24 protein-coding genes are annotated in these 22,234 nt (G+C 71.9%); 9 read left to right on the forward strand and 15 right to left on the reverse strand.

Going from position 1 to position 22,234, the window contains the following annotated elements; translation table 11 throughout:
• Window positions 1-30: 30 nt before the first annotated feature.
• The 3 genes from phoH2 to FB455_RS18880 all read right to left on the reverse strand — a co-directional run bounded on the left by phoH2 (window position 31) and on the right by FB455_RS18880 (window position 2,521).
• Complete coding sequence (phoH2, locus tag FB455_RS18870) at window positions 31-1,440, reverse strand: RNA 5'-3' helicase PhoH2 (RefSeq protein ID WP_013284066.1); 1,410 nt, start codon at window positions 1,438-1,440, stop codon at window positions 31-33.
• Window positions 1,441-1,757: 317 nt separating this feature from the next.
• Window positions 1,758-2,183: a hypothetical protein gene (locus tag FB455_RS18875; RefSeq protein WP_145754358.1), complete on the reverse strand. Its 426-nt coding sequence runs from the start codon at window positions 2,181-2,183 to the stop codon at window positions 1,758-1,760.
• Window positions 2,180-2,521: a hypothetical protein gene (locus tag FB455_RS18880; RefSeq protein WP_013284064.1), complete on the reverse strand. Its 342-nt coding sequence runs from the start codon at window positions 2,519-2,521 to the stop codon at window positions 2,180-2,182. Before FB455_RS18880 ends, FB455_RS18875 begins: the two co-directional genes overlap by 4 nt.
• Window positions 2,522-2,784: 263 nt before the next feature.
• On the opposite strand from FB455_RS18880, the gene FB455_RS18885 reads away from it, so the two are divergent.
• From FB455_RS18885 to otsB, 3 genes are all read left to right on the forward strand, one after another.
• The gene (locus FB455_RS18885) at window positions 2,785-3,225 is read left to right on the forward strand and encodes an XRE family transcriptional regulator (protein WP_013474018.1); all 441 of its coding nucleotides are present in this window, start codon (window positions 2,785-2,787) and stop codon (window positions 3,223-3,225) included.
• 163 nt (window positions 3,226-3,388) lie between these two features.
• Window positions 3,389-3,742 carry a hypothetical protein gene (locus FB455_RS18890; RefSeq protein ID WP_013284062.1) on the forward strand — a complete coding sequence of 118 codons (354 nt, stop codon included), beginning with the start codon at window positions 3,389-3,391 and terminating at the stop codon, window positions 3,740-3,742.
• Window positions 3,743-3,811: 69 nt separating this feature from the next.
• Window positions 3,812-4,636 carry a trehalose-phosphatase gene (gene otsB / locus FB455_RS18895; RefSeq protein WP_013284061.1) on the forward strand — a complete coding sequence of 275 codons (825 nt, stop codon included), beginning with the start codon at window positions 3,812-3,814 and terminating at the stop codon, window positions 4,634-4,636.
• Window positions 4,637-4,798: 162 nt separating this feature from the next.
• Here the strand turns inward: otsB and FB455_RS18900 are convergent, their stop codons facing one another.
• The 4 genes from FB455_RS18900 to FB455_RS18915 form a co-directional block, all read right to left on the reverse strand.
• Entirely contained in the window at window positions 4,799-5,569 is a 771-nt protein-coding gene (locus tag FB455_RS18900) for an isoprenyl transferase (protein ID WP_013284060.1), read from the reverse strand.
• Between the two features lie 31 nt (window positions 5,570-5,600).
• Window positions 5,601-6,761 carry a geranylgeranyl reductase family protein gene (locus tag FB455_RS18905; RefSeq protein ID WP_145754360.1) on the reverse strand — a complete coding sequence of 387 codons (1,161 nt, stop codon included), beginning with the start codon at window positions 6,759-6,761 and terminating at the stop codon, window positions 5,601-5,603.
• A 91-nt stretch (window positions 6,762-6,852) separates the two neighbouring features.
• Entirely contained in the window at window positions 6,853-7,710 is an 858-nt protein-coding gene (locus FB455_RS18910; protein WP_145754363.1) for a hypothetical protein, read from the reverse strand.
• Between the two features lie 40 nt (window positions 7,711-7,750).
• The gene (locus tag FB455_RS18915) at window positions 7,751-9,592 is read right to left on the reverse strand and encodes a phosphoenolpyruvate carboxykinase (GTP) (RefSeq protein WP_013284057.1); all 1,842 of its coding nucleotides are present in this window, start codon (window positions 9,590-9,592) and stop codon (window positions 7,751-7,753) included.
• A 490-nt stretch (window positions 9,593-10,082) separates the two neighbouring features.
• Between FB455_RS18915 and FB455_RS18925 the strand changes: the two genes are divergently transcribed.
• Together FB455_RS18925 and FB455_RS18930 are read left to right on the forward strand one after the other, a co-directional pair.
• Window positions 10,083-10,619 (forward strand): GtrA family protein, encoded by a 537-nt coding sequence (locus FB455_RS18925; RefSeq protein ID WP_013284056.1) that lies wholly within the window; start codon window positions 10,083-10,085, stop codon window positions 10,617-10,619.
• A 62-nt stretch (window positions 10,620-10,681) separates the two neighbouring features.
• Complete coding sequence (locus tag FB455_RS18930) at window positions 10,682-11,377, forward strand: GtrA family protein (RefSeq protein WP_030270720.1); 696 nt, start codon at window positions 10,682-10,684, stop codon at window positions 11,375-11,377.
• 56 nt (window positions 11,378-11,433) lie between these two features.
• Here FB455_RS18930 and FB455_RS18935 read toward each other — a convergent pair whose 3' ends face one another.
• Together FB455_RS18935 and FB455_RS18940 are read right to left on the reverse strand one after the other, a co-directional pair.
• Window positions 11,434-12,003 (reverse strand): PH domain-containing protein, encoded by a 570-nt coding sequence (locus FB455_RS18935; RefSeq protein ID WP_013284054.1) that lies wholly within the window; start codon window positions 12,001-12,003, stop codon window positions 11,434-11,436.
• Window positions 12,004-12,145: 142 nt separating this feature from the next.
• Window positions 12,146-13,018, reverse strand: coding sequence for a biotin--[acetyl-CoA-carboxylase] ligase (locus FB455_RS18940; protein WP_013284053.1), 873 nt, complete (start codon window positions 13,016-13,018; stop codon window positions 12,146-12,148).
• 96 nt (window positions 13,019-13,114) lie between these two features.
• Here FB455_RS18940 and FB455_RS18945 point away from each other — a divergent pair, with 96 nt between their 5' ends.
• Window positions 13,115-14,698, forward strand: coding sequence for an acyl-CoA carboxylase subunit beta (locus tag FB455_RS18945; protein WP_013284052.1), 1,584 nt, complete (start codon window positions 13,115-13,117; stop codon window positions 14,696-14,698).
• 43 nt (window positions 14,699-14,741) lie between these two features.
• Here FB455_RS18945 and FB455_RS18950 read toward each other — a convergent pair whose 3' ends face one another.
• Genes FB455_RS18950 through FB455_RS18965 form a run of 4 tightly spaced genes read right to left on the reverse strand, consistent with a single transcriptional unit; the run spans window position 14,742 to window position 17,969 of the window.
• The gene (locus FB455_RS18950) at window positions 14,742-15,626 is read right to left on the reverse strand and encodes a hypothetical protein (RefSeq protein ID WP_013284051.1); all 885 of its coding nucleotides are present in this window, start codon (window positions 15,624-15,626) and stop codon (window positions 14,742-14,744) included.
• The gene (locus tag FB455_RS18955) at window positions 15,619-16,122 is read right to left on the reverse strand and encodes a SigE family RNA polymerase sigma factor (protein ID WP_013284050.1); all 504 of its coding nucleotides are present in this window, start codon (window positions 16,120-16,122) and stop codon (window positions 15,619-15,621) included. The genes FB455_RS18950 and FB455_RS18955 overlap by 8 nt, the downstream gene beginning before the upstream one ends.
• Before the next feature lie 59 nt (window positions 16,123-16,181).
• Entirely contained in the window at window positions 16,182-17,165 is a 984-nt protein-coding gene (locus FB455_RS18960) for a ketopantoate reductase family protein (protein ID WP_041798799.1), read from the reverse strand.
• Window positions 17,166-17,225: 60 nt separating this feature from the next.
• Window positions 17,226-17,969 carry a M50 family metallopeptidase gene (locus tag FB455_RS18965; RefSeq protein WP_145754366.1) on the reverse strand — a complete coding sequence of 248 codons (744 nt, stop codon included), beginning with the start codon at window positions 17,967-17,969 and terminating at the stop codon, window positions 17,226-17,228.
• A gap of 100 nt (window positions 17,970-18,069) precedes the next feature.
• Here FB455_RS18965 and FB455_RS18970 point away from each other — a divergent pair, with 100 nt between their 5' ends.
• Both FB455_RS18970 and FB455_RS18975 read left to right on the forward strand, forming a co-directional pair.
• Window positions 18,070-18,618, forward strand: a complete 549-nt coding sequence (locus tag FB455_RS18970) for a Uma2 family endonuclease (protein ID WP_013474008.1) — start codon at window positions 18,070-18,072, stop codon at window positions 18,616-18,618.
• A 128-nt stretch (window positions 18,619-18,746) separates the two neighbouring features.
• On the forward strand, window positions 18,747-19,499 hold the full coding sequence (locus FB455_RS18975; RefSeq protein ID WP_013284046.1) for a GH25 family lysozyme: 753 nt from the start codon (window positions 18,747-18,749) through the stop codon (window positions 19,497-19,499).
• A gap of 64 nt (window positions 19,500-19,563) precedes the next feature.
• Here the strand turns inward: FB455_RS18975 and FB455_RS18980 are convergent, their stop codons facing one another.
• Together FB455_RS18980 and FB455_RS18985 are read right to left on the reverse strand one after the other, a co-directional pair.
• Entirely contained in the window at window positions 19,564-19,776 is a 213-nt protein-coding gene (locus FB455_RS18980; RefSeq protein WP_013284045.1) for a hypothetical protein, read from the reverse strand.
• A gap of 87 nt (window positions 19,777-19,863) precedes the next feature.
• Window positions 19,864-21,843, reverse strand: a complete 1,980-nt coding sequence (locus tag FB455_RS18985; RefSeq protein ID WP_013284044.1) for a serine/threonine-protein kinase — start codon at window positions 21,841-21,843, stop codon at window positions 19,864-19,866.
• Between the two features lie 91 nt (window positions 21,844-21,934).
• Here FB455_RS18985 and FB455_RS18990 point away from each other — a divergent pair, with 91 nt between their 5' ends.
• Window positions 21,935-22,147 carry an acyl-CoA carboxylase subunit epsilon gene (locus tag FB455_RS18990; protein WP_030270707.1) on the forward strand — a complete coding sequence of 71 codons (213 nt, stop codon included), beginning with the start codon at window positions 21,935-21,937 and terminating at the stop codon, window positions 22,145-22,147.
• Window positions 22,148-22,234 lie beyond the last annotated feature (87 nt).

Here is a 22,234-nt window from a genome sequence, read left to right on the forward strand (position 1 = left end):
AATGCGGACAAAGTAGGGCAAAAGCGGCGCTCAGCCGGGGATGTCCTCCAGCAGGTCGGTGACCATGGCGGCGATCGGAGAACGCTCCGATCGGCTGAGCGTGACGTGCGCGAAGAGGGGATGCCCCTTCAGCGCCTCGATCACCGCCGTCACCCCGTCGTGCCGGCCGACCCGCAGATTGTCCCGCTGGGCCACGTCGTGGGTGAGCACCACCCGCGACCCCTGGCCGATGCGCGACAGCACGGTGAGCAGTACGCCCCGCTCCAGCGACTGCGCCTCGTCCACGATGACGAACGCGTCGTGCAGGCTCCGGCCGCGGATGTGGGTCAGCGGCAGCACCTCCAGCAGCCCGCGCGAGGTGACCTCCTCCAGCACGTTCTCGTGCACCACCGAGCCGAGCGTGTCGAAGACGGCCTGCGCCCAGGGCGACATCTTCTCCGACTCCGACCCGGGCAGGTAACCGAGTTCCTGGCCGCCGACCGCGTACAGGGGGCGGAACACGATCACCTTCTTGTGCCGGCGCCGCTCCATCACCGCCTCCAGGCCGGCGCAGAGCGCCAGCGCGGACTTGCCGGTGCCGGCCCGCCCACCGAGCGACACGATGCCGATGGACTCGTCCAGCAGCAGGTCGAGCGCGACCCGCTGCTCCGCCGAGCGCCCGTGCACACCGAACGCCTCCCGGTCGCCCCGGACCAGCCGGATGGTCTTGTCGGGCAGCACCCGGCCCAGCGCCGAGCCCCGCCCGGAGTGCAGCACCAGGCCGGTGTGGCAGGGCAGGCCCGCCGCGGCGTCGACGTCGAGCGTCTCGCCCGCGTACAGCCGGCCGATCTCCTCCTCGGCCAGGTCCAGCTCGGCCATCCCGGTCCAGGTCGGGTCGCTGGCCTGACCGTGCCGGTACTCGTCGGCGCGCAGGCCCACCGAGGCCGCCTTCACCCGCAGCGGCATGTCCTTGCTGACGAGCGTGACCTCACGCCCCTCGGCGGCCAGGTTGAGCGCCACGGACAGGATGCGCGCGTCGTTCGACTCGTTGCGGAAGCCGGGCGGCAGCACCCCGTCGTCGGTGTGGTTCAGCTCCACCCGCAGCGTGCCGCCCTGGTCGTTGGCGGGCACCGGGCGGTCCAGCCGGCCGTGCCGCACGCGCAGCTCGTCCAGCATGCGCAGCGACTGGCGGGCGAACCAGCCCAGCTCGGGGTGGTGTCGCTTGCCCTCCAGCTCGGAGATCACCACCAGCGGCAGCACCACCTCGTGCTCGGCGAAGCGGTGGAAGGCCGCCGGGTCGGACAGCAGGACCGAGGTGTCCAGGACGAAGGCCGGGCCGGCTGGTCGGGGCTCCTCGGCCTCCGCGGCGGCGGCGCCGCGGCGGCTGCGGGTGGTCCGGCGGGTCGGGGCGGTCGAGGCCGGGGTCTGCTCGGCTCCGGCGGGGGTACGGCGAGTGGTCACAGGCCTGCTCCGCGGATGGGCACCCGGCCACCCGAGTTCCGCCTCTTCCGGTGCCCGGAGGACACGGGGTCGGATGCGGGCCCCGTGCGCGAGGACGCAGGTCCGGGCTGTCCGGCTGGCCCGGGAAAACCCCGTGCCATGCCTAGACGCTAATCGCACCGGGGCCGCGGGGCTAGAGGTGCGCGTGGATCATCGTTCGGTCTTCGCCGGACGTACACCCGTTCGAGTGACCGGCGGACCGGAACCGGCCGGGATGCATGCCCCCTGCGCGCACCCCGGCCGGTCGTCCACTGCGGCGCCGCGACGCGGCGCGGGCCTCAGCCCTGGCGGCGCACCAGCGTGCCGGCCCGCGGTCCGGCGCCGGCCGCGCCGAACGACGATCCGGTGTACGTGGTGCCCACCCGGCCGACGGCGCCGAGCTGGGCCGTGGCGGTGACGCGGACGGCCGGGGCCGAGCCGGGCCGGGCGGCGACCGCTGCGGGTACGGAGGTGCCGGCGAACGGCACGGCCGAGCGCCCGGCCGAGGTCACCACGGTCGGGCCGGGACCGGACAGCGCCGAGGCGACCGCCGCCTGGGCATCTCGCCGACGGCGGTTCCAGGCGCCCCGGTCACCGTCGAAGTAGCCCTGGCGGTAACCGAACCGGTAGCCGATGCGGTAGCTGAGCTGACCGTGCAGGCGCCCGGCCGCGTAGCAGGTGGAGCCGAGCAGGAGAACGAGCACCACGGCGAGAAAGGGGGTCATCGCTCGTCCGCCCCGGGCAGCGGGTCGACCACCAGCAGGCGCTCCAGATCGTCGGTGCTGACCTCCTCGACCAGCTCCACGCTGATCCGGCAGCCGTCGAGGATCACCTCGGCCACCGACGCCCGGCGGATCTCCCCGCCGGAGTCGTAGACCCGCACGCTCAGCTCCGGGCAGCCGAGATGGGTCCGCCAGGCGTCCCACTCCCCCCGGTCGCCGACGCTGAGTGAGAGATACCGGCACCCGCGGGCGAGATAGAGACGCCAGGGGGCGCTCAGCCCGGCGGACACTCCGTCCGCGATCAGCCCGAAAGCCTGGGCACGTGTCGCGAGCTCGGTCACGAAACCCCCTCGGCACCCGCGGAGTGACGCATGTGAGCACTCGTCGTCTCAAGCACGTGACACACCGTAAGTTGTCTCATGAGCGTGACAGTATCAGCTTTTCAGGCCTTTGCCGCCGTACTCGTGTCCATCTATTCTGCCCGGGTGACACCCCTCAGGAGCAGCACTGAATCGTTTACCGGAAATCCCGGATCATCGTCACGTCGGCGTGACAGCAGCGCGCCGAGCCGTCCTCTAGGACCGACTGGCCGTACCGTCACGGGGTGACCGAGACGACCAACGCACGGAAGATCGCGTTCGCCACCTTCGTCCGGCGCGCGCTCGACGACGCCCGCGCACTGCGGGCCTGGAGCGGCACCGAGGTCTCCCGGCGCACCGGCGTCTCCCGGCAGACCATCAACCGATGGGTACGCGGCGACTGGGCCAGCGACCCGGAGGCGGAACGGGTGGTCGCCTTCTGCGAGGGGCTGGGGCTCGACCCCGCCGCCGCGTTCACCGCGCTCGGCTGGGACCGCGCCGCCGGACCGCGTACCGCGCCGACCCCGCCCCCGATGGACCCGGACGTGGAGGCGCTGCTGCGCCGGCTGGTCGATCCGAACGTCTCCGACGCGGAGAAGTTCCACATTCGAGAAACCATTCGTTACCTCGCATATCGCCCGACTCTGCCGGGCGGTGTCCGAAATAGGGGTAAACAAGCCGGGTAGTTCCTCAGATGGCGAAAGAACGGAAGGTCGGACCCGATCGTTTCGCCTCGGGGACGGATCGGACCCGCTAGCGTCCACGTTTGTACTGCTAGGGGCTCGTCATCGGCGGGGGGACGGGACACAGCCGAACCCAGCCCTGCGGGACAGAAGGAGGGGTCTGTCCATGACCCTGAAATGGTTGGCAGTCGTGGTCGCGGTGGTGTCGCTGACATCGTGCGTGACCGGCAACGTGGTGGTCGGCGTACTGGACGGCGGGCAGCTTCCCCTGGTCGTCAACCTCTTCGCGCTCACCACAGCCGGCACCGCGGTGATCCTCGCCGTCGTCGCCGAGCTGCACGATCGGCTCAACGACCGGGTCAGCGCGCTCACCGAGTTCCTGGTGGCGCGGCTCAACGAGATCGAGGCACACACCGGCGACCGCAACACCGGCTTCGTGGAGGGCTACCTGCTCAGCCACGGGCAGGAGGCGGCCGTGGTGCCGTTCGGTCGCCGGGGACGAGGAGCCGCCGAACGCTGATCCCCACGTCGTTCCGACGTCACATCTCGGCCACGAATACGCCGCCCGGCGCGGGGTACGCTGACGCGCGTGCCGCCGTTGAATCTGGGCAACCAGCAGCCGAAGACCCCGTTGAACGCGGAGCACGCATGGCGTGCGACCGCTGACCGCGCGGGTGACGTCGTCCTCTTCTTCGACTTCGACGGCACACTGGCGCCCGTCGACGACGACCCCACGGCCGTACGGCCCGCGCCCAACGTGCTCACCGCGCTGGAGGCGCTCGCCCCGCACGTCCGCCGGATCGCCATCGTCTCCGCCCGCCCGGTGGACTTCCTGCGTGACCACCTCGGCGGCCTCGCCGGCATCGACCTGTACGGGCTCTACGGCCTGGAGCACAGCCACTCCGGCGGCGAGACGGTCACCGAGCCGGCCGCCCTGCCGTGGGTGCCGACCATGTCGGAGCTGGCCGAGCAGGCCCGCGCCGAACTGCCGCCCGGCGCGCTCGTCGAGTTCAAGCGGCTCTCCGTGGCGCTGCACTGGCGTACCGCCCCGCAGCTCGGCGACCTGGTGCAGGAGTGGGGCCGGGCCCAGGCCGAGCGGCTGGGCCTGCGCGCCCAGCCGGGCCGGATGGTGCTGGAACTGAAGCCCCCTGTCGACCGGGACAAGGGCATGGTGATCGGCGAGACGGTCCGGGACGCCGGTGGCGCCTGGTACTTCGGCGACGACGTCTCCGACATCAAGGCGTTCGCCGCGCTGCGCGCCCGCGCCGCCGCCGATCCCGACTTCCTCGGTGTCTGCGTCGCCGTCGCCAACCCGGAGACCGGTCACGAGGTGGCCGATGCCGCCGACCTGACCCTGGACTCCCCGGCCGCCCTGGCCGACTTCCTCACCGCCGCCCTGCCCCACCTCCGCTGACACCCCCGCCCCCGCCCCCGCGGTTTCTCCCCCGCGATCTTGCACTTGCCGCCCCGGCAAAGCAGGGCAAAAGCCCCGCCCTCGGGGCCGAAAATGCAAGATCGCCGGGGCGAGGGCGAGGCGAGGGCGGGGCGAGAGGGCGGCGGGTGGGGGCGCCGGGGGTCAGGTGCCGAAGCGGCGCTGGCGGGTGGCGTAGGAGCGCAGGGCCCGCAGGAAGTCGACCTTGCGGAAGTCGGGCCAGTTCAGCTCGCAGAAATAGAACTCCGAGTGCGCGCTCTGCCAGAGCATGAAGCCGGAGAGCCGCTGCTCGCCACTGGTCCGGATGATCAGATCCGGGTCCGGCAGCCCCTTCGTGTAGAGGTGCTCGGAGATGTGGTCGACGTTGATCGAGGTGGCCAGTTCCTCGATCGTGCCGCCGTTCGCCGCGTGCTCCACCAGCAGCGAGCGGACCGCGTCGGCGATCTCGCGCCGCCCGCCGTACCCGACCGCGATGTTGACCTGAGCCCCGCCGTCGCGGTCGCGGGTGCGTTCCTCGGCGGCCTTGAGCGCGGCGGCGTGCTGCGCCGGCAGCACGTCGAGCGCGCCGACCATCCGCAGCCGCCAGGGGTTGCCCTCCTCGGCCAGCTCGGTGGTGAGGTCCTCGATGATCTGGAGCAGCGGGTCCAGCTCGGCGGCCGGGCGGGACAGGTTGTCGGTGGAGAGCAGCCAGAGTGTGACGTGCCCGACGCCTGCCGCGTCGCACCAGCGGAGCAGCTCCTTGATCCGCTCGGCGCCCATCCGGTGGCCGTCGTTCGGGTCGACGAAGCCCATCTCCCGGGCCCATCTGCGGTTGCCGTCGCACATCACGCCGACGTGTGCGGGTACGGGCTTGCCCGCGAGCTTCGCCGTCAGCCGGCGCTCGTACACGGAGTAGAGGAGTTTCCGCAGAGTCATCACCTTGCAGGGTAGCGACCCGCGGGAGAGATCAGTGTCTCGGTGGCATATCACCTGACTGTGCGCCGGTCCGGCGTGGTCGCGGCAGGTCCGCCCCGATCGCCATCAGGGTGCGCGCGTCCAGCCGGCCGTCGCCGAGTCCCAGCTCCACCACGGTGCGGTAGACGCGTTCGTCCCGCCGGGCCGCGCCGACCACCGCGTCGACCACCCGGCGCCGCCGGGCCAGCCACGCCGCCACCGAGCTGTGCCGCAGGTGGGTGCCGAGCCGGGCGCGCAGCGCGGCGGCGTACACCCGGGCGGCCCCGGCCGGGGAGCCGGCCGCCGCCGCGCCGGCGAGCGCTCCGGAGCGCAGCGCGTAGAAGATGCCCTCGCCGGTGAACGGGTTGATCAGCGACAGCGCGTCCCCGGCCAGCACCACCCGTCCGCGGCCGGGCGCGGGCCGGTGGGTGGACAGCGGCAGGTGGTGCGCCCGCAACCCGGTCACCGTGGCCGGGTCGACGTCCGGGAGCAGCGCGGCCATCCGGTCCAGCAGGTGCGCGCGGGTCAGTGGCTCGCCGCGCAGCACCTCCCCGTACCCGACGTTCGCGCGACCGTCGCCGATCGGAAAGGCCCAGGCGTACGCGGGCCAGCGCGCCGCCGAGGTCACGATCAGCTGTTCGGGCGGCCCGGTCGGTGTGGGCGCGTAGCCCCGGATGGCGAGCGCCAGGTGCCGGTCCAGGTTGACCGGGTGGCCGAGCGCGCGCCGTACCACCGATCCGGCGCCGTCAGCGCCGACCACCGCCCGCGCGGACAGCTCTCCGTCGAGCACCACCCGGTCGGCGGCGATCTCCACCCGGCGTACGGTGTGCCGCCGCAACTCCGCGCCCGCCGCCACCGCCGCTGCCACCAGGCGCGCGTCGAACACCTGGCGGGGCACCGTGTACGCGGGCCGGGGCAGCGTCCGGGCGACGGTGCCGCCACCGGGGCCGACCAGGCGCAGCGCGGGCAGTGGCGCGTAGCCGTCGACCGCGCCGGTCACGCCCAGCTCGGCGAGGACGTCCAGCGCGTGCGCGGCGATGCCGTCTCCGCACGCCTTGTCGCGGGGGAAGTCGGACCGGTCGAGCAGCAGCACCCGCGCCGCCCCGGCCCGCCGAGCGCCGAGCGCTGCGGCCGCTCCGGCCGGCCCCGCCCCCACCACCACGACGTCCCACATGTCCTCATCCTGCCCCGCCGCACCCCGCCCCGGGCGACGATCATGAGGTTGACGGCAGCGAAGGAGATCGAATCCGCCGCCAACTTCATGGTCAACCGAGTGAGGGCGGGGTGCGGGTGGCGCGGTGGAGGGAGTAGAAGGTGAGGGCCGCCGCCGTGACCAGGGGGGCGCCGTCGCGGATCAGGCCGTCGGTGCCGAGCAGCCACCAGCACAGCGGCAGGTCGATCGCCAGGACGCCGAGTGTGACCACTACCAGCGCCCGTCGCGCCCATGCCCGGTCGCGCAGCAGGAAGGCGGTGCAGAACAGCACGGCGTAGCTGACCGCGATGCCGGCGCCGAACCAGAAGATCAATGCCGGTACGGCGGCCAGCCGCCCGTCCAGTACGGCGCCGGTCGCGACGAGCGCCGGCACCAGCATCAGCGGGCTGTAGGTGAACGCCGCGACCCGGGCGGTGAGCAGCCAGCCGTTCGCCTGCGGGCGCTTCGGCGCCATCTCCCGCCAGGCGATCGTCCCGCCCTCGACGACCAGGCCCTTGCGGTGCCGGACCAGGTGCGCGCGGATCGCCTCGGAGCGGTAGAGCAGCACCACCACGGCGACGCAGAGCGCCGTGAGCACGGCGAACCCGACCAGGCCCGGCAGCGCGGGCACCCCCTGCCGGGGCACGATCAGCCGCCCGACCGCGAAGATCGTGGTCACGGCCAGGATCAGCCCGAACGGCCGCGCACCCACCCGGCCCTTGTTCACCTGCCCGATCAGCAGCAGGAAGCCGAGCGACCGGAGCATCGCCCAGCCGGTGCGTACGGCCAGACCGAACTCCTGCTCCGGGGCGTACCAGTAGTTGAGCAGCTCGACCACGACGGTGGCCGCCGCGGTCACGGCGAGCAGCGTGGTGAGCGCCCGGACGGCGGACGGCCGCCGGACCTCGACAGGTTCAACGGCCGTCCTCATGGCATCCGATGTTGCCCGGCGGGGGCAACAGGCACACCTGTTACTTCTGCGGCTCCGCGTCCAGCCGGGCGCGCAGCGCGTCCAGCTCGGCCCAGAGCACGCCGGGGAGCTTGTCCCCGAACTTCTCGAACCACTCGGTGACCAGCGGCAGCTCGTTGCGCCACTCGTCCGCGTCGACCTTCAGCGCGATCCGGACGTCCTCCGGGGTCATGTCCAGACCCTCGACGTCGAGCGCGTCCTGCGCCGGCACCATGCCGATCGGCGTCTCCACGGCCTCGGCCCGGCCCTCCAGCCGCTCGATGACCCACTTGAGCACGCGGGAGTTCTCGCCGAAGCCCGGCCAGAGGAAGTTGCCCTCGGCGTCCTTGCGGAACCAGTTCACGTAGTAGATCTTGGGCAGCTTGGCCTCGTCGCCGTCCGCGCCCTTGCCCATCTCGATCCAGTGCCGGAAGTAGTCGCCGGCGTTGTAACCGATGAACGGCAGCATGGCCATCGGGTCGCGGCGGACCACGCCGACCGCGCCGGAGGCGGCGGCGGTCGTCTCCGAGGAGAGCGTGGCGCCCATGTAGACGCCGTGCACCCAGTCGCGGGCCTCGGTGACCAGCGGGATGGTGTCCCGGCGGCGGCCACCGAACAGGATCGCGTCGATCGGCACGCCGTTCGGGTCGTAGTAGTCGTCGGCCAGGATCGGGCACTGCGTGATCGGCGTGCAGAAACGGCTGTTCGCGTGCGAGGAGAGGCTCTCGCTCTCCGGCGTCCAGTCGTTGCCCTTCCAGTCGATCAGGTGCGCCGGCGGCTCACCCATGCCCTCCCACCAGATGTCGCCGTCGTCGGTGAGCGCCACGTTGGTGAAGATGGAGTTGCCCCGGTCCAGCGTCCGCATGGCGTTGGCGTTGGTCTTCCAGTCGGTGCCGGGTGCGACGCCGAACAGGCCGTACTCGGGGTTGATCGCGTAGAGGCGGCCGTCCGCGCCGAACCGCATCCAGGCGATGTCGTCGCCGATGGTCTCGACCTTCCAGCCCGGGATGGTCGGCTCCAGCATGGCGAGGTTGGTCTTGCCGCAGGCCGACGGGAAGGCGCCGGCGATGTGGTAGACCTTGCCCTCCGGCGAGGTGATCTTGAGGATCAGCATGTGCTCGGCGAGCCAGCCCTCGTCGCGCCCCATCACGCTGGCGATACGCAGCGAGTAGCACTTCTTGCCGAGCAGCGAGTTGCCGCCGTAGCCGGAGCCGTACGACCAGATCTCCCGGGTCTCCGGGAAGTGCGAGATGTACTTGGTCTCGTTGCACGGCCACGCCACGTCCTGCGCACCCGGCGCGAGCGGGGCGCCGATGGAGTGCAGCGCGTGCACGAAGTCGGCGTCGTCGCCCATCGCCTCCAGGATCGACGACCCCATCCGGGTCATGATCCGCATCGAGGCGACGACGTACGGGCTGTCGGTGATCTCCACGCCGAACATGGGGTTCTCGGCCTCGACCGGGCCCATGCAGAACGGGATGACGTACATGGTGCGCCCGCGCATGCTGCCGCGGTACAGCTCCGTCATCGTCCGCTTCATCTCGGCCGGCGCCATCCAGTTGTTGGTGGGGCCGGCGTCCGCCTCGTCGACGGAGCAGATGAAGGTGCGCTCCTCCACCCGGGCGACGTCCGTGGGGTCGGTACGCGCGTAGAACGAGTTGGGCTTCTTCTCGGGATTCAGGCGGATCAGGGTGCCGTTCTCGACGAGTTCGTCGGTGAGGCGGCGCCACTCCTCATCAGACCCGTCCACCCAGACCACACGGTCCGGGGTGGTCAGTTCCGCGACCTCACGTACCCAGGCGAGCAGCTTGGGGTTGGACGTCGGGGCCTGATCGATACCCCGAACAGCAGCCGGAGCAACCATGTCACTTCTCCTTGTGGTCGACGCTGACCGATCTATGGGGTGCACGAGTTCCGGCGGGCTGGTACGCCGCCTCGTGGAAACCTGGGATTGCGCTCAGCGTAAACCGGACTGCCTCGTCAGTCAGTGGGACTGGTTGTGAAGAACTGCACAAGGTACGGCCACGCTGCGGCATCACGATCTGATACCCGCTTTCGCGCGCAGTTTCACGCAAATCCTGCGGTGAACCTTCGACGGCCGGGTCCGGCACCGAGTGACCGCGACGCCCGATCAAGTTGAAGCGTACGAACATGTCGCGAAAGACGATTCCGTGATGCGCTCCACAGATTCGCACAGCGCGTTACGCTCTGCTCACGGACATCGAGAACGGGCGACGCCTCTCCGACCCCGGCAGCCCGAGCGCGACGGCCGCGGCGAAGCCGTCGTGGCCGACTCGCCGTTGCAGTCCGCCCGGTTACCGCGCAACCGGTACTCTCGGCGGGTGGCCGCGACGATGACCGGAGACCAACCGGGGGCTCCGCAGACCCGCCGGGGTCCGATCGGAGCACTGCTCGACCGTTTCGGTCACCTCATCCACGAGCTGAGCAAGTTCGCCACCGTCGGCGGCCTGGCCTTCGTCGTGGACTTCATCCTCTTCAACTACCTGTCCAGCGGCCGGGACATGGCGCCGCTGGCCGCGAAGACCATCTCCACGGTGATCGCCGCGACCGTCGCCTTCCTCGGCAACCGGTTCTGGACGTGGCGGCACCGGCAGCGGTCGAACCCGGCCCGCGAGTACGCGCTGTTCTTCTTCTTCAACGCGGTCGGCCTCGGCATCGCGGTGGCCTGCCTGGCGATCAGCCACTACGGGCTGGGCGCGATCTGGCCCGCGGTGTTCCAGACGCCCCTGGCCGACAACATCGCCAGCTTCGTCGTCGGCACCGGCCTGGGGACACTCTTCCGGTTCTGGTCGTACCGACGGTTCGTCTTCGTCGAGGCGGGAACACCTCCCGTTCCGGCAACGAGCCACGACCGAGAGTCCGGGGCGTGACGAACCGCCCATCCCGACCCGCCGGGCCCAGCCGGCCCAGCCAACTGCCTAAGGTGTTCCGCATGCCTGGAGTCCGTCTGCTGCCCGAGCGCTGGCAGAAGTTCATCCACGAGGCGCTCAAATTCGGCATCGTCGGCGGCATCAACACCGTCATCAATTACGCGGTGTTCAATGCGCTGGCACTCACGGTTTTCCGTGACGGTCAGCTGAAGGCGACAGTGATCGCGACGATTGTCGCCACGATCACGTCGTATCTGATGAATCGTCACTGGACGTACCGTGATCGACCGAAATCGGCACTCCGGCGCGAATACGTCCTGTTCTTCCTCTTCAACGGCGCGGGTCTGCTCATCGAACTCGGCGTCCTGGCCCTGGCCAAGTACGGCCTCGGCGTACACGGCCTGCTCGCGCTGAACGTCGCCAAGACCATCGGTGTCCTGCTGGCCACGCTGTTCCGCTTCTGGTCGTACCGCACGTTCGTCTTCCAGCCGGTACCCAAGCACGCCGAGGAGACCTGGCACTCGGTGCCGCGTGACGAGTGGGACAACGTCGCCGAGATGGACCCGGTGGCCGAGCTGGCCGAGTCGGTCAGCGAGCTGGAGGAGGAGGAACCAGCTCCGGGCGCCGGCCGGGTGGCCGACTTCCCGCCACCGCGTGGCCGCCCCGCACCCGCGGACGCCGGACTGGGTGGCGCGCTCGGCACCGACCTGGACGCCGAACTCGCCGCGGAACTCGAGCCCCGCCGCGCCCGCCGCTGAACGACGAAAGGCCGGCACCCCTGACACGGGGTGCCGGCCTTTTCCGTCGGTCAACGTCAGGGCTGGTCGCGCAGGGCCTTGCCCTCGGTCATGTCGGCCAGGATCTCGCGCATCTCGCCGTCACCCAGGCTGTGCTTGTCGTGGTGCGCCTCGACCAGCTCGTAGAGCTTCGTCTGAACCTTGTCCACGCCCGGCACGTCGTGCAGCACCGACTGGCCGCGCTCACCCGCCGACTCGATGGTCAGCGTGCCGCAGCCGAGCAGCCGCTCCACGAAACGCTGGTGCATGGCGTGGTCGTTGATCCGGGTCAGCGGCAGGTCCCGCCGGTTACGCGACAGCACCCCCTGCTGGAGCAGCACCCGCTCGTTGGTGAACAGGTAGTGCGTGGTGCGCCAGACCAGGAACGGCCACAGACCCAGCCACAGCACCAGCGCCAGGCCGACCACCGCGATCGCGTAGAGCGCGATCGTGCCGCCGCTGCCGTCGGGCAGCAGGAGCCACCCGGCGACGACCGCCGCGACGGCGAGCACGAGCACCAGGACCGGCCGGATCAGGGCCTTCCAGTGCGGGTGCAGGTGCAACACGACGTGCTCGTCCTCGGTGAGCACGTCTTCGGGGAACGCCACGGCTGAACCTCCTCGCAGAACCGGACGCGCTGACCGTAACCGGTCGGCGCATCCGGCCGGCATCGGCCGCGCGGACGGCTACCCGTGGTTGTTAACAGGGGGCCCTTCCTCTACCGGAGGCGTTAAGAGGGTGCCCTTCCTTTCACCGCAGGTGCAGCACGTCGCCTGCGGCCAGCCGCAACGTCTCGGCGCCCGTCTCGACCAGGAGCTGCCCGTCGGCGTCCACGCCGGTGGCGGTGCCGTGCGCCTCGCTGCCGTCGGGCAGCAGCACCCGCACCTGGCGGCCGACTGTGGCGCACCCCGCCAGGTACGCCTCACGCAGCCCACTGGCCTCCGCGTCGCCTCCGGCGTCACGCCAGCGCTCGTACCAGTCGGCGAGCGAGCGCAGCAGCGCCCGCAGCAGCGGATCGCGGTCGGTGGCGGTGGCGCCGGCGAGCTGGAGCGACGTGGCGGGCAGCCCGGTCGGGTTCTCCGGCAGCTCGTCGGCGCGCAGCGTCACGTTCAGCCCGACACCGACCACGATCGCGGGGGGCCTGTCGTTCTCCCCCGGCACCGCCTCGGCCAGCACCCCGGCGCACTTCGCACCGTCCACCAGCAGGTCGTTGGGCCACTTCAGCCGCGCGTCCAGCTCGGCCAGCAGCCGTACCGCCTCGGCCAGCGCGACACCGGCCAGCAGCGGCAGCCAGCCGTACCCGGTGGTGGGCACGGGCGACCAGCCGCGCTCCGCGACCGCCTCGCCGGGCCGCAGCAGCACGCTCGTCGCGAGACCGGCGCGCGGCGGCGACTGCCAGACGCGGCCCCGCCGGCCCCGGCCGGCGGTCTGCCGCTCGGCGACCACCACCAGGCCCTCCGGCTCGCTGGCCCGCGCCGCGGCCACCACGTCCGCGTTCGTCGAGCCGGTCTCGGCCAGCAACTCCAACCGGCGCCAGGGCCCGTGCGGCGCGACGAGCGCGCGCCGCAGCCGGGCCGCCGACAGCGGCGGTCGGTCCAGATCGGTGTACGGCGAACCGGGCATCCCGCCAGCCTACGGCCACCGGGTCCGCCGGTCGCCGCGAAGCGGTGAGGCGCACTGCACAGCCTCAGACACCTGAACCATCGTTATATTCCACGGGTGACTACCGAGACCGGGTTCAACATCCACACGACCGCCGGCAAGCTGGCGGACCTGGAGCGACGGCTCGACGAGGCGGTGCACGCCGGGTCGGCACGCGCGGTCGAGAAGCAGCACGCGCGGGGCAAGAAGACCGCCCGCGAGCGGATCGAGATGCTCCTCGACGAGGGCTCGTTCGTCGAGCTGGACGAGTTCGCCCGGCACCGCTCGACCAACTTCGGGCTGGAGAAGACCCGCCCGTACGGGGACGGCGTGGTGACCGGCTACGGCACCGTGGACGGCCGGCAGGTCTGCGTCTTCTCGCAGGACTTCACCGTCTTCGGCGGCTCCCTCGGCGAGGTCTTCGGCGAGAAGATCGTCAAGCTGATGGACCTCGCCATGAAGATCGGCTGCCCGGTCGTCGGCATCAACGACTCCGGCGGCGCGCGGATCCAGGAGGGCGTCACCTCCCTCGGCCTCTACGGCGAGATCTTCTTCCGCAACGTCCGGGCCAGCGGCGTCATCCCGCAGATCTCGCTGATCATGGGCCCGTGCGCGGGCGGCGCCGTCTACTCCCCGGCGGTCACCGACTTCACCGTCATGGTCGACCAGACCTCGCACATGTTCATCACCGGCCCCGACGTGATCAAGACGGTCACCGGCGAGGACGTCGGCATGGAGGAACTGGGCGGCGCCCGCACCCACAACACCCGCAGCGGCAACGCGCACTACCTCGGCACCGACGAGGAGGACGCGATCGAGTACGTCAAGGCGCTGCTGTCGTACCTGCCGTCGAACAACCTGGACGAGCCGCCGGTCTTCGACGCGCCCGCGATCCTCGACGTCACCGATGAGGACCGGGAGCTGGACACGCTGATCCCGGACTCGGCGAACCAGCCGTACGACATGCACCGGGTCATCGAGCACGTGCTCGACGACGGCGAGTTCCTCGAGGTGCAGCCGCTGTACGCGCAGAACATGGTGGTCGGTTTCGGCCGCGTCGAGGGGCGCCCGGTGGGCGTGGTGGCGAACCAGCCGATGCAGTTCGCCGGCACGCTCGACATCGCCGCCTCGGAGAAGGCGGCCCGGTTCGTGCGCACCTGCGACGCGTTCAACGTGCCGGTGCTCACCTTCGTCGACGTGCCCGGCTTCCTGCCCGGCACCGGCCAGGAGTGGGACGGCATCATCCGCCGCGGCGCGAAGCTCATCTACGCGTACGCCGAGGCCACCGTCCCGAAGGTCACAGTCATCACCCGCAAGGCCTACGGCGGCGCGTACGACGTGATGGGCTCCAAGCACCTCGGCGCGGACCTGAACTTCGCCTGGCCGACCGCGCAGATCGCGGTGATGGGCGCGCAGGGCGCGGTGAACATCCTCTACCGCTCGGAGCTGGCGAACGCCGAGGACCCGGCCGCCGTCCGCGCCGAGAAGATCGCCGAGTACGAGGACACGCTCGCCAACCCGTACATCGCCGCCGAGCGCGGCTACGTCGACGGGGTGATCCCGCCGCACGAGACGCGTACCCAGATCGTGCGGGCGCTGCGGGTGCTGCGCACCAAGCGCGAGACGCTGCCGCCGAAGAAGCACGGCAACATCCCGCTGTAGCGCGTCGGGTGCCCCCGCCGGGAGATCGGCGGGGGCACCGGCGTCAGCAACCCGGGTTCGCGGCCACGCACATCCGCTCGGCGGCGACCCGCGCCATCTGCCGTACCTGTTCCTCGGTCACCCTGGCCTCGGGCACCTGGCCCTGGGGCAGGTCGGTCCGCAGCCGGCCGGACGGGATCAGCACCGTCACCAGGTCACCCACCCTTACGACCAGCCGGTCCTCGTACAACGGCGCATAGCCGGGCGGCCGGCCGGTCGCCTGGTCCGGCGGCACGCTCGCCTCGTGGCGCAGCAGCAGCGCCTGATCTCCGGCGAAGCCGCTCGCCGCGACGTACCAGCGGTGCACGACCTCGGCGCTGACCATCCCCCGCTCGGTGTAGGCCTGGCCCGTCGTCCGCCACGCGCCGCAGGCCGCGACAGTGCCCTCCAGGCCGGTGACGAACCGGCCCGCCGCCCCGGGTTCCATCCGGTAGACCTCTTGGGTGAGGACCGATCCGACGGTGGTCGCGGGCTCGGTCGGCGGTTCCATCAGGGTCTGCGACCGCGAGTAGCGCGAGCGCGGTTCCTCGGCCGGCCGCCCCTGTTCCCCGGCGCAGACCTGGAGGAGGTCGTCGACCCGGACCGGCTCGTCGAGGCCGGTCTCGCTGAGCCGCTCGCCTGTGGGAACGGGGATGTCGGCCGGTTCCAGCATCGCCTCGGCCACGATCTCCCCCGGCCCGTCGACGGCGCCGGCGGGCGGTGGCGGCGCACCGGCCCGGTCCACGAGGGTCGCGGTGAGCGCCGCGACGACCACCACCGAGACCGCGGCGAGCGCGGCGGAGCGCCGGCTGCGCCGCCGGGCCGTGGCCCGGATCGCCTCCGGCTCCGGCCAGGTGACGTTGCGCAGGTCCCGGTGCAGCAACTCCACGAGTGCGACGTCGTCAGGCATCTGCCGCCTCCTCTTCCAGGTCCACCACGGCGAGCAGCCCGGCGAGCGCGGTCCGCCCCCGGGACAGCCGGGCCTTGACGGTGCCGATCGGGGCCTCGGTCTCCCGCGCCACCTCGGCGACCGGCATGCCGAGCAGGTAGTGCATGGCGATCGCGGTGCGCTGGGCCTCGGGCAGCCGGCGCAGCGCGGCGACCACGTCCAGCGTCTCGGTGCTCGGCGCCGGCACGTCCGCCACCGCGCCATGGCGCAGGTAGGCACGGGCCCGGCTGCGCAGGCTGCGCCAGCGGCTCACCGCGATCCGGCTCGCCACCACCCGTACCCATGCCTCCGGGTCGTCGTACGCACGCACTGTGGACCACCGCTGCCAGGCCCGGATGTACGCCTCCTGCACGGCGTCCTGCGCCTCGGCGAGGTCGCCGGTGAGCACGTAGACGAAGCCGAGCAGCCGCTGCCGGCTGCCCCGGTAGAACTCGTCGAAGCCGTCGCTGTCGGGCACCTGCCACCTCCCCGTGTTCGTGAGGGGACACGCCTGGCGGCGCGGCGCGGGTTGCCCGCTCAGCCGAGCAATTTCTCCAACTCGCCGAGCGGGAAGCCGCCGGCCGGGATCCGGTCGCGGACGGCCCGGCGTACCGCGGTCTGCACCGCCGCGTTGGCCGGGGTGGGTACGCCGTGCAGTCGCCCGAGCAGCACGATCTCGCCGTTGAGGTGATCGGTCTCGACCGAGCCCGCACCACGGGCCAGGCTCTGCCAGGTGGAGCCGCCGGAGCGCTCCTCGCCGCCGACCGGCCGGTGCGACACCAGGTCACCGCGTTCCGCGGCCTCCTCCGCGACCGAGGTGTGGGCGATGCCCGCCGCCGCGAGCGCCGCCTCGCCCTCGGCGCGTACTCGCGTCGACAGGGCTTCGGGCACGTCCCGGCCGAGAAGCGCCTGGAGGCCGTTGCCGAGGTTGGCGAGCAGCTTGCCGTACTTCCAGCGCATCACGTCGTCGCGCACCGGCGCGACGAACCCGGCGGCGGTCAGGTCGGCGGCGACCGCGCGGCTGGTGTCGTCGGCGCCGCTCGGGTAGCGGCCGATGTGCAGCATGCCCGGATGCGGATGGCCGTTGGCGACCACCACGCCCGGCTCCAGGTGGGTGGCGGGCAGCCACACGCACACCGGGTGTACGCGGGCGAAGCGCCGCAGCGCGGCCGGCTCGTTCGCGACGCCGTTCTGGGCCAGCACGACCGGCAGCCGTTCGCCCGCCGTCCCGCCACCCTCGACCGGGGCGTCCGCCCAGACGTCGAGCGCCGCCACGGTGTCCTGCGACTTCACGGTGAGGACCAGCACTGTGTCCGCCGGCAGCGGCGGCCCGTCCGGCCCGGCCACCGCCGGGAGCCGGCCGGTCACGTCACCGTCCGGCGTGCGCAGCGTCAGACCCCGCTCCCGCAGCGCGTCCAGGTGCGCGCCGCGGGCCACGAGCGTCACGTCGTGGCCGGCGTCGGCCAGGAGTACGCCGATGGTGCCGCCGACCGCGCCCGCTCCGATGATCACGTATCGCACGGTCCGATTCTGCCCTGCCGCGAGGCGACCCGCTCCGGGACGAGATGCGGTTCGGCTCGGTCAGGCGGTGAGGCCCGATTCGGCGAGGATCGGGCCGGCCAGCAGCAGCGCTCCGGCGGCGAGTGCGCCCACGCTCACCAGCAGGAACACGCCCACCCAGAACAGCGCCGGGAACGGCGTGATCCGGGCGAGCTGGTCGGCGTCGGACTGCGGCATCCGGCCCCGGGCGCGTTGCCTGTGCAGCTCGAACACCGGCCGTACGCCGCCGATCAGCAGGAACCAGACCGACGTCCAGGCGAACGCGGCCTGCACCTCGGGCGAGGTGTACCAGGAGACGGCGAGCACCACCCCACCGGTGACAAGCAGCGACAGCACGCCGAACAGGTTGCGGATCATCACCAGCATGGCCAGCAGCAGCGCCACCGCGAGCCAGAGCAGCAGCGTGATCCGGTTCCCGGCCAGCAGCCACGCGCCGCCGAGGCCGAGCAGCGACGGCGCGACGTATCCGGCGAGCAGCGTGAGGATCATGCCGGGCCCGGTGGGACGGCCGGCGGAGAGCGTGAGCCCGGAGGTGTCCGAGTGCAGCCGGATGCCGTGCAGCCGCCGGCCGGTGAGCAACGCGACGAGCGCGTGGCCGCCCTCGTGCGCGATGGTCACCGCGTTACGGGCGATCCGCCAGGGCAGCCGGGCCACGACCACCGCGAGCGCGACCACGGCGGTGAGAACCACGAGCAGCGGCGGCGGGTCCGGCTGGGCGCTGGTCAGCGTGTCCCAGAGCGTGGTGAGACCGTCGATCAGGGGCATGGGCGGGGAGCCTACCGCCCCGAGCCGTGTCGTTCGACCGGCGTGCTCCCGCAGCCGGTCAGACTTGGCCGGGCAGTTACTGGAACGGAGATGATGTCGGGTGGATTCGGTAACTGGTGCGTCCGTGACCCCGCTGACCGAGGCCGATTATCTCGCGATGGGCGACGGTCACCACCGCGTCGAACTGTTCGACCGAGGACTGGTCGTCAGCCCCGCCCCGGACCTGCGGCATCAGCGGGTGGTGCGCCGGTTGGCGAACGCCGTCGAGTCGGTGGCCGCGCCGGTCGGGTTCTGCGTCCATCACGGCGTCAACGTTCGGCTCGGCGTCGACCGGATCATGATCCCCGACCTCGTCGTCACAGATGCCGACGACGAGGGCGCGATCCTGGACGCGGAACGTGTGGCGCTGGTCGGCGAGGTCGTCTCGCCCCGGAACTCCGGAGTCGACCGGGTGTTGAAGATGCAGCTCTACGCGATCGCCCGAATTCCGTGGTACCTGCTCGTCGAGCAGGACGGCGACAGCCACTCGCTGCGACTGCACCGGCTCGACGGCGCGCACTACGTCGAGGACGCGGTGGCCAAGGCGGGCGAGACGCTGAGTGTCACCGAGCCGTTCCGCTGGGCGATGGACCCGAGCGACCTGCGCTGATCCGCAACTGTCGCGCCACCTGGGCGAACGACGACCGTCGATGAAAATTTCCTTTCCCCCTATTGCGATCTAGGGCACTAAGCTCCAAAGATGGGCGTCAATAGACGGACGTCCCTCTGGAGGCAACCATGGCCCGTACCAGACTCTCCGTACGCCGGCTTCTCGCCGCCGGCCTGGCCGCCGCCGCCACCGCGGCCGCGGCCCTCGTGGCGACCGCCGGACCGGCCGCCGCCGCGACCACGCCCGGGATCGACGTCTCCCGGTACCAGGGCAGCATCAACTGGACCAGCGTGCGCAACTCGGGCATCCAATTCGCCTTCATCAAGGCCACCGAGGGTACGAGCTACAAGGACCCGAACTTCAACGCGAACTACGTCAACGCGTACAACGCCGGGGTGATCCGCGGGGCGTACCACTTCGCCCGGCCGAACATCTCCGCCGGTTCCACCCAGGCCAACTACCTGGCCAGCAACGGTGGCGCCTGGTCGGCCGACAGCCGTACGCTTCCCGCCGCGCTGGACATCGAGGGCAACCCGTACAGCGGCGGCTACTGCTACGGCCTGAGCACCACCGGCATGCGCAACTGGATCCAGGACTTCCTGAACACCTACCGCTCCCGCACCGGCCGGTACGCGGTCATCTACACCACAACGAGCTGGTGGAACCAGTGCACCGGCAGCTGGACCGGCCCGTGGGCCAACCACCCGCTGTGGCTCGCCCGCTGGGCCAGCGCGCCGGGCACCCTGCCGGCCGGCGCCCCGTTCTGGAGCTTCTGGCAGTACACCAGCACCGGCTCCGTCTCCGGGATCAGCGGCAACGTCGACCGCAACTACTGGAACGGTGACCGCAGCCGGCTGATCGCGCTTGCCAACAACACCTGACCGGCGCGCGAAAGCAATGGGACCGCCTCGTCTCGGGGCGGTCCCGCTGTCGTCGTACCCGAGGTCAGGCTCTGCGGCGCGCGGTGGCCGGGACGGGCACCGGCGTCCGGCGCATCAGGCGCCACGCCGCCACACCGGCGACAGTGAGCGTCAGCACGCCGAGGACCGCGACCGGCGCGGACAGGCCGGCGCTGATCAGGAGCAGTACGACGTCGCCGAGCGCCACGAGCATCCACAGTGCCAGCCGCGGGCCGGTGTACCTCCGTCGGTAACCCATGTCGCGCCTCCTTCCGTCGTCGGAGGGATTCATACCCCCGACGACGGAAAGCCATGCGAGCGAGTTTCGTAACCGCGGGATTCCCGGTCAGTTCTTGCGGTCCGGCACGAAGCCCTTGGTGATGATCTCCCAGTTGGCCAGGTTGGCGTCCCAGTCCTTCGCGGGCACCTCCCAGCGCAACGCGAAGCCCCGGTTGCCGGCGGTCGCCACACCCCGGTTGCGGACGTGGAAGCGGGTGTCGCCGTTGCGCGTCTCCAGCCAGTCCCAGTCGGCGCAGGTGCGGTAGTAGCCGTCGCACTTGGTGATGCCGACCAGCTTGTAGCCCCGCACACGCGACGCGCGGTACGGCTCCTGTTTCTGCCAGTCGGTGTACGCGTCGGGCTTCGGATCGGACGTCCACTGGATGAACAGCACCCGCCGGCTGCCGCCGACCTCGTAGAGCACGACGTTGTCCCCGCCGACCCGCGCCTGGAAGTTCTCCGGGATCGGCACCTTGAAGCCGTTCGGGCCGGTGTAGAGGCGCCAGCCGGCCGGCAACGCGGCCCCGGACGCCGACGGGCTGGCCGACGGCGTGGGGCTGGCCGACGCCGCCGGGGCGCTCGGCGACGCGCTCTCGCTCGGCGCGGGCGGCGGCGCCACCGACGCCGAGGTGCCGGCCGTCGGCTCACCGCCGTCGCCGTCGTCACCGTTGTTCAGCAGCGGCACGGCCACCACCAGGCCGACGAGCAGCAGCAGGACCAGTGCGCCGATCAGCAGGTTGCGCCGGTTGGGCGCGGACTTCTCGACCGGCAGCACCGTCGCCCGGCCGGTCGACGGCGCGGGATCGGCTGAAGCCGGAGCCGGGCTGACCGGCGCGGAGCCGGACGCGGCCGGGCTCACCGGTGCCGGGGTGTCGGTGACCGGCTCGCCGTCGAGCCGCGTCTCGTCCAGCGCCGGGTCGACGCCGTCCACCCGGGCCTCGTCGTCCACAAGCGTCTCGTCGGTCGAGGGCGCCGGGTCGAGCTTCGCCGTCGGGTCGGCGGGCGGCGGGGTCACCTTCGCGGTGGGCCCGGCGTCCGAGGTGGGCGCCGGCACCTTCGCCGTCGGGTCGGCGGCTGCCGCCGTACCCCCGGTTGCGGCGACCCCGGACGCGGCGCGTTCGGCCTGGTCGGCCGGGCGCGGCGCGGGCACCAGCGGCGGGCGCGGCACGCGCGGACCGTTCGGCCCGGGCCGGCGTACGCCGTCCAGCAGCGAGATGCTCTTGGCCCGCCGGCCGGCGGCCTTGCGCAGCATGCGCTCGGCCACCTCGGCGGTGATCCGCTCGTCCGGGTCCTTGCGCAGCAGGCCCTGGAGCACCGGCTTGAGCGGCCCGGCGTTGCGCGGCGGCGGCATCGGCTCGGTGGCGAGCGCGGCGAGCGTGGCGATCGCCGACGGGCGCGCGTACGGCGACTTGCCCTCGACCGCCGCGTAGAGCGTGGCGCCGAGCGACCAGAGGTCCGCCTCCGGGCCGGCAGTGCCGTCGCGGGCGCGCTCCGGCGAGATGTACGCGGGCGAGCCCAGCACCATGCCGGTGCGCGTCACGTTCGGGTCGCCGGGGATGGTGGCCAGGCCGAAGTCGGTGAGCACCACGCGGCCGTCCTCGCCGAGCAGCACATTGCCCGGCTTGACGTCGCGGTGCATGATCCCGGCCTTGTGCGCGGCCTTCAACGCGTTCAGCACGCCGAGGCCGATCTCGACCGCCTTCGCCACCGAGACCGGGCCGTCCTCGGCGATGGTGTCCTGCAACGACTTCGACGCCACGTACTCCATGACGATCCACGGATCGCCGTCGGTGCGCAGCACGTCGAAGATGCGGACCACGTTGACGTTGTTGAGCCGGGCGATCGCCCGCGCCTCACGCAGCGAGCGCTCACGCATCTCGCGGCGCTCCTCCGGGGTGAGGCCGGGGGGCGGGACCAGTTCCTTGATGGCCACGTCCCGGTGCAGCACCTCGTCCCGCGCCTTCCAGACGCGGCCCATGCCGCCTTGACCGAGCGGCGTGAGAAGCCGGTATCGGTCGGCGACGAGTTGGGGGAGCGCGTTCGACATCGCAGAAACCGTACCCGGCCGCTGCGACGCCCACACCGTCGGCACGCCACTGTACGGCGAAGGTCGAATTCGCGACGCGTACCCTTGGGTCATGTCTGCCGAGGAGCCGCTGTTCCGGATCGTCCGTGGCGTGCCCACCGCCGAGGAGCTGGCCGCTCTGGTCGGCGCGATCGTGGTCCGCACCCGCCCGGCCCAGGCCGCCGCGCCGCCCCCCGTGTCGCAGTGGGCGCGCAGCGCACGCCCCGCCCTGGCCGGGCCCGTCGCGGGGCCCGGCGCGTGGCGGGCCTCCGGCCTCCCCCGCTGACCTCACCTCCCGCCCGCGGCGACGGGGCGGGGCTGCCGGGATCAGCGTCGAGCCATTAACCTCACTCAGGGAAACCGTGTGGTGACG

Source organism: Micromonospora sp. CNZ296 (assembly GCF_007827635.1).

Bases quoted from the DNA above. Each gene is read 5' to 3' on its own strand.
- FB455_RS18905 (WP_145754360.1), bottom strand. From the start codon at position 6,761: ATGTGGGACGTCGTGGTGGTGGGGGCGGGGCCGGCCGGAGCGGCCGCA.
- FB455_RS18980 (WP_013284045.1), bottom strand. From the start codon at position 19,776: ATGGGTTACCGACGGAGGTACACCGGCCCGCGGCTGGCACTGTGGATG.
- FB455_RS18875 (WP_145754358.1), bottom strand. From the start codon at position 2,183: ATGACCCCCTTTCTCGCCGTGGTGCTCGTTCTCCTGCTCGGCTCCACC.
- FB455_RS18975 (WP_013284046.1), top strand. From the start codon at position 18,747: ATGGCCCGTACCAGACTCTCCGTACGCCGGCTTCTCGCCGCCGGCCTG.
- FB455_RS18985 (WP_013284044.1), bottom strand. From the start codon at position 21,843: ATGTCGAACGCGCTCCCCCAACTCGTCGCCGACCGATACCGGCTTCTC.
- FB455_RS18930 (WP_030270720.1), top strand. From the start codon at position 10,682: ATGCCTGGAGTCCGTCTGCTGCCCGAGCGCTGGCAGAAGTTCATCCAC.
- FB455_RS18965 (WP_145754366.1), bottom strand. From the start codon at position 17,969: ATGCCCCTGATCGACGGTCTCACCACGCTCTGGGACACGCTGACCAGC.
- FB455_RS18890 (WP_013284062.1), top strand. From the start codon at position 3,389: ATGACCCTGAAATGGTTGGCAGTCGTGGTCGCGGTGGTGTCGCTGACA.
- FB455_RS18915 (WP_013284057.1), bottom strand. From the start codon at position 9,592: ATGGTTGCTCCGGCTGCTGTTCGGGGTATCGATCAGGCCCCGACGTCC.
- FB455_RS18990 (WP_030270707.1), top strand. From the start codon at position 21,935: ATGTCTGCCGAGGAGCCGCTGTTCCGGATCGTCCGTGGCGTGCCCACC.
- FB455_RS18925 (WP_013284056.1), top strand. From the start codon at position 10,083: ATGACCGGAGACCAACCGGGGGCTCCGCAGACCCGCCGGGGTCCGATC.
- FB455_RS18950 (WP_013284051.1), bottom strand. From the start codon at position 15,626: ATGCCTGACGACGTCGCACTCGTGGAGTTGCTGCACCGGGACCTGCGC.
- FB455_RS18940 (WP_013284053.1), bottom strand. From the start codon at position 13,018: ATGCCCGGTTCGCCGTACACCGATCTGGACCGACCGCCGCTGTCGGCG.
- FB455_RS18910 (WP_145754363.1), bottom strand. From the start codon at position 7,710: ATGAGGACGGCCGTTGAACCTGTCGAGGTCCGGCGGCCGTCCGCCGTC.
- FB455_RS18900 (WP_013284060.1), bottom strand. From the start codon at position 5,569: ATGACTCTGCGGAAACTCCTCTACTCCGTGTACGAGCGCCGGCTGACG.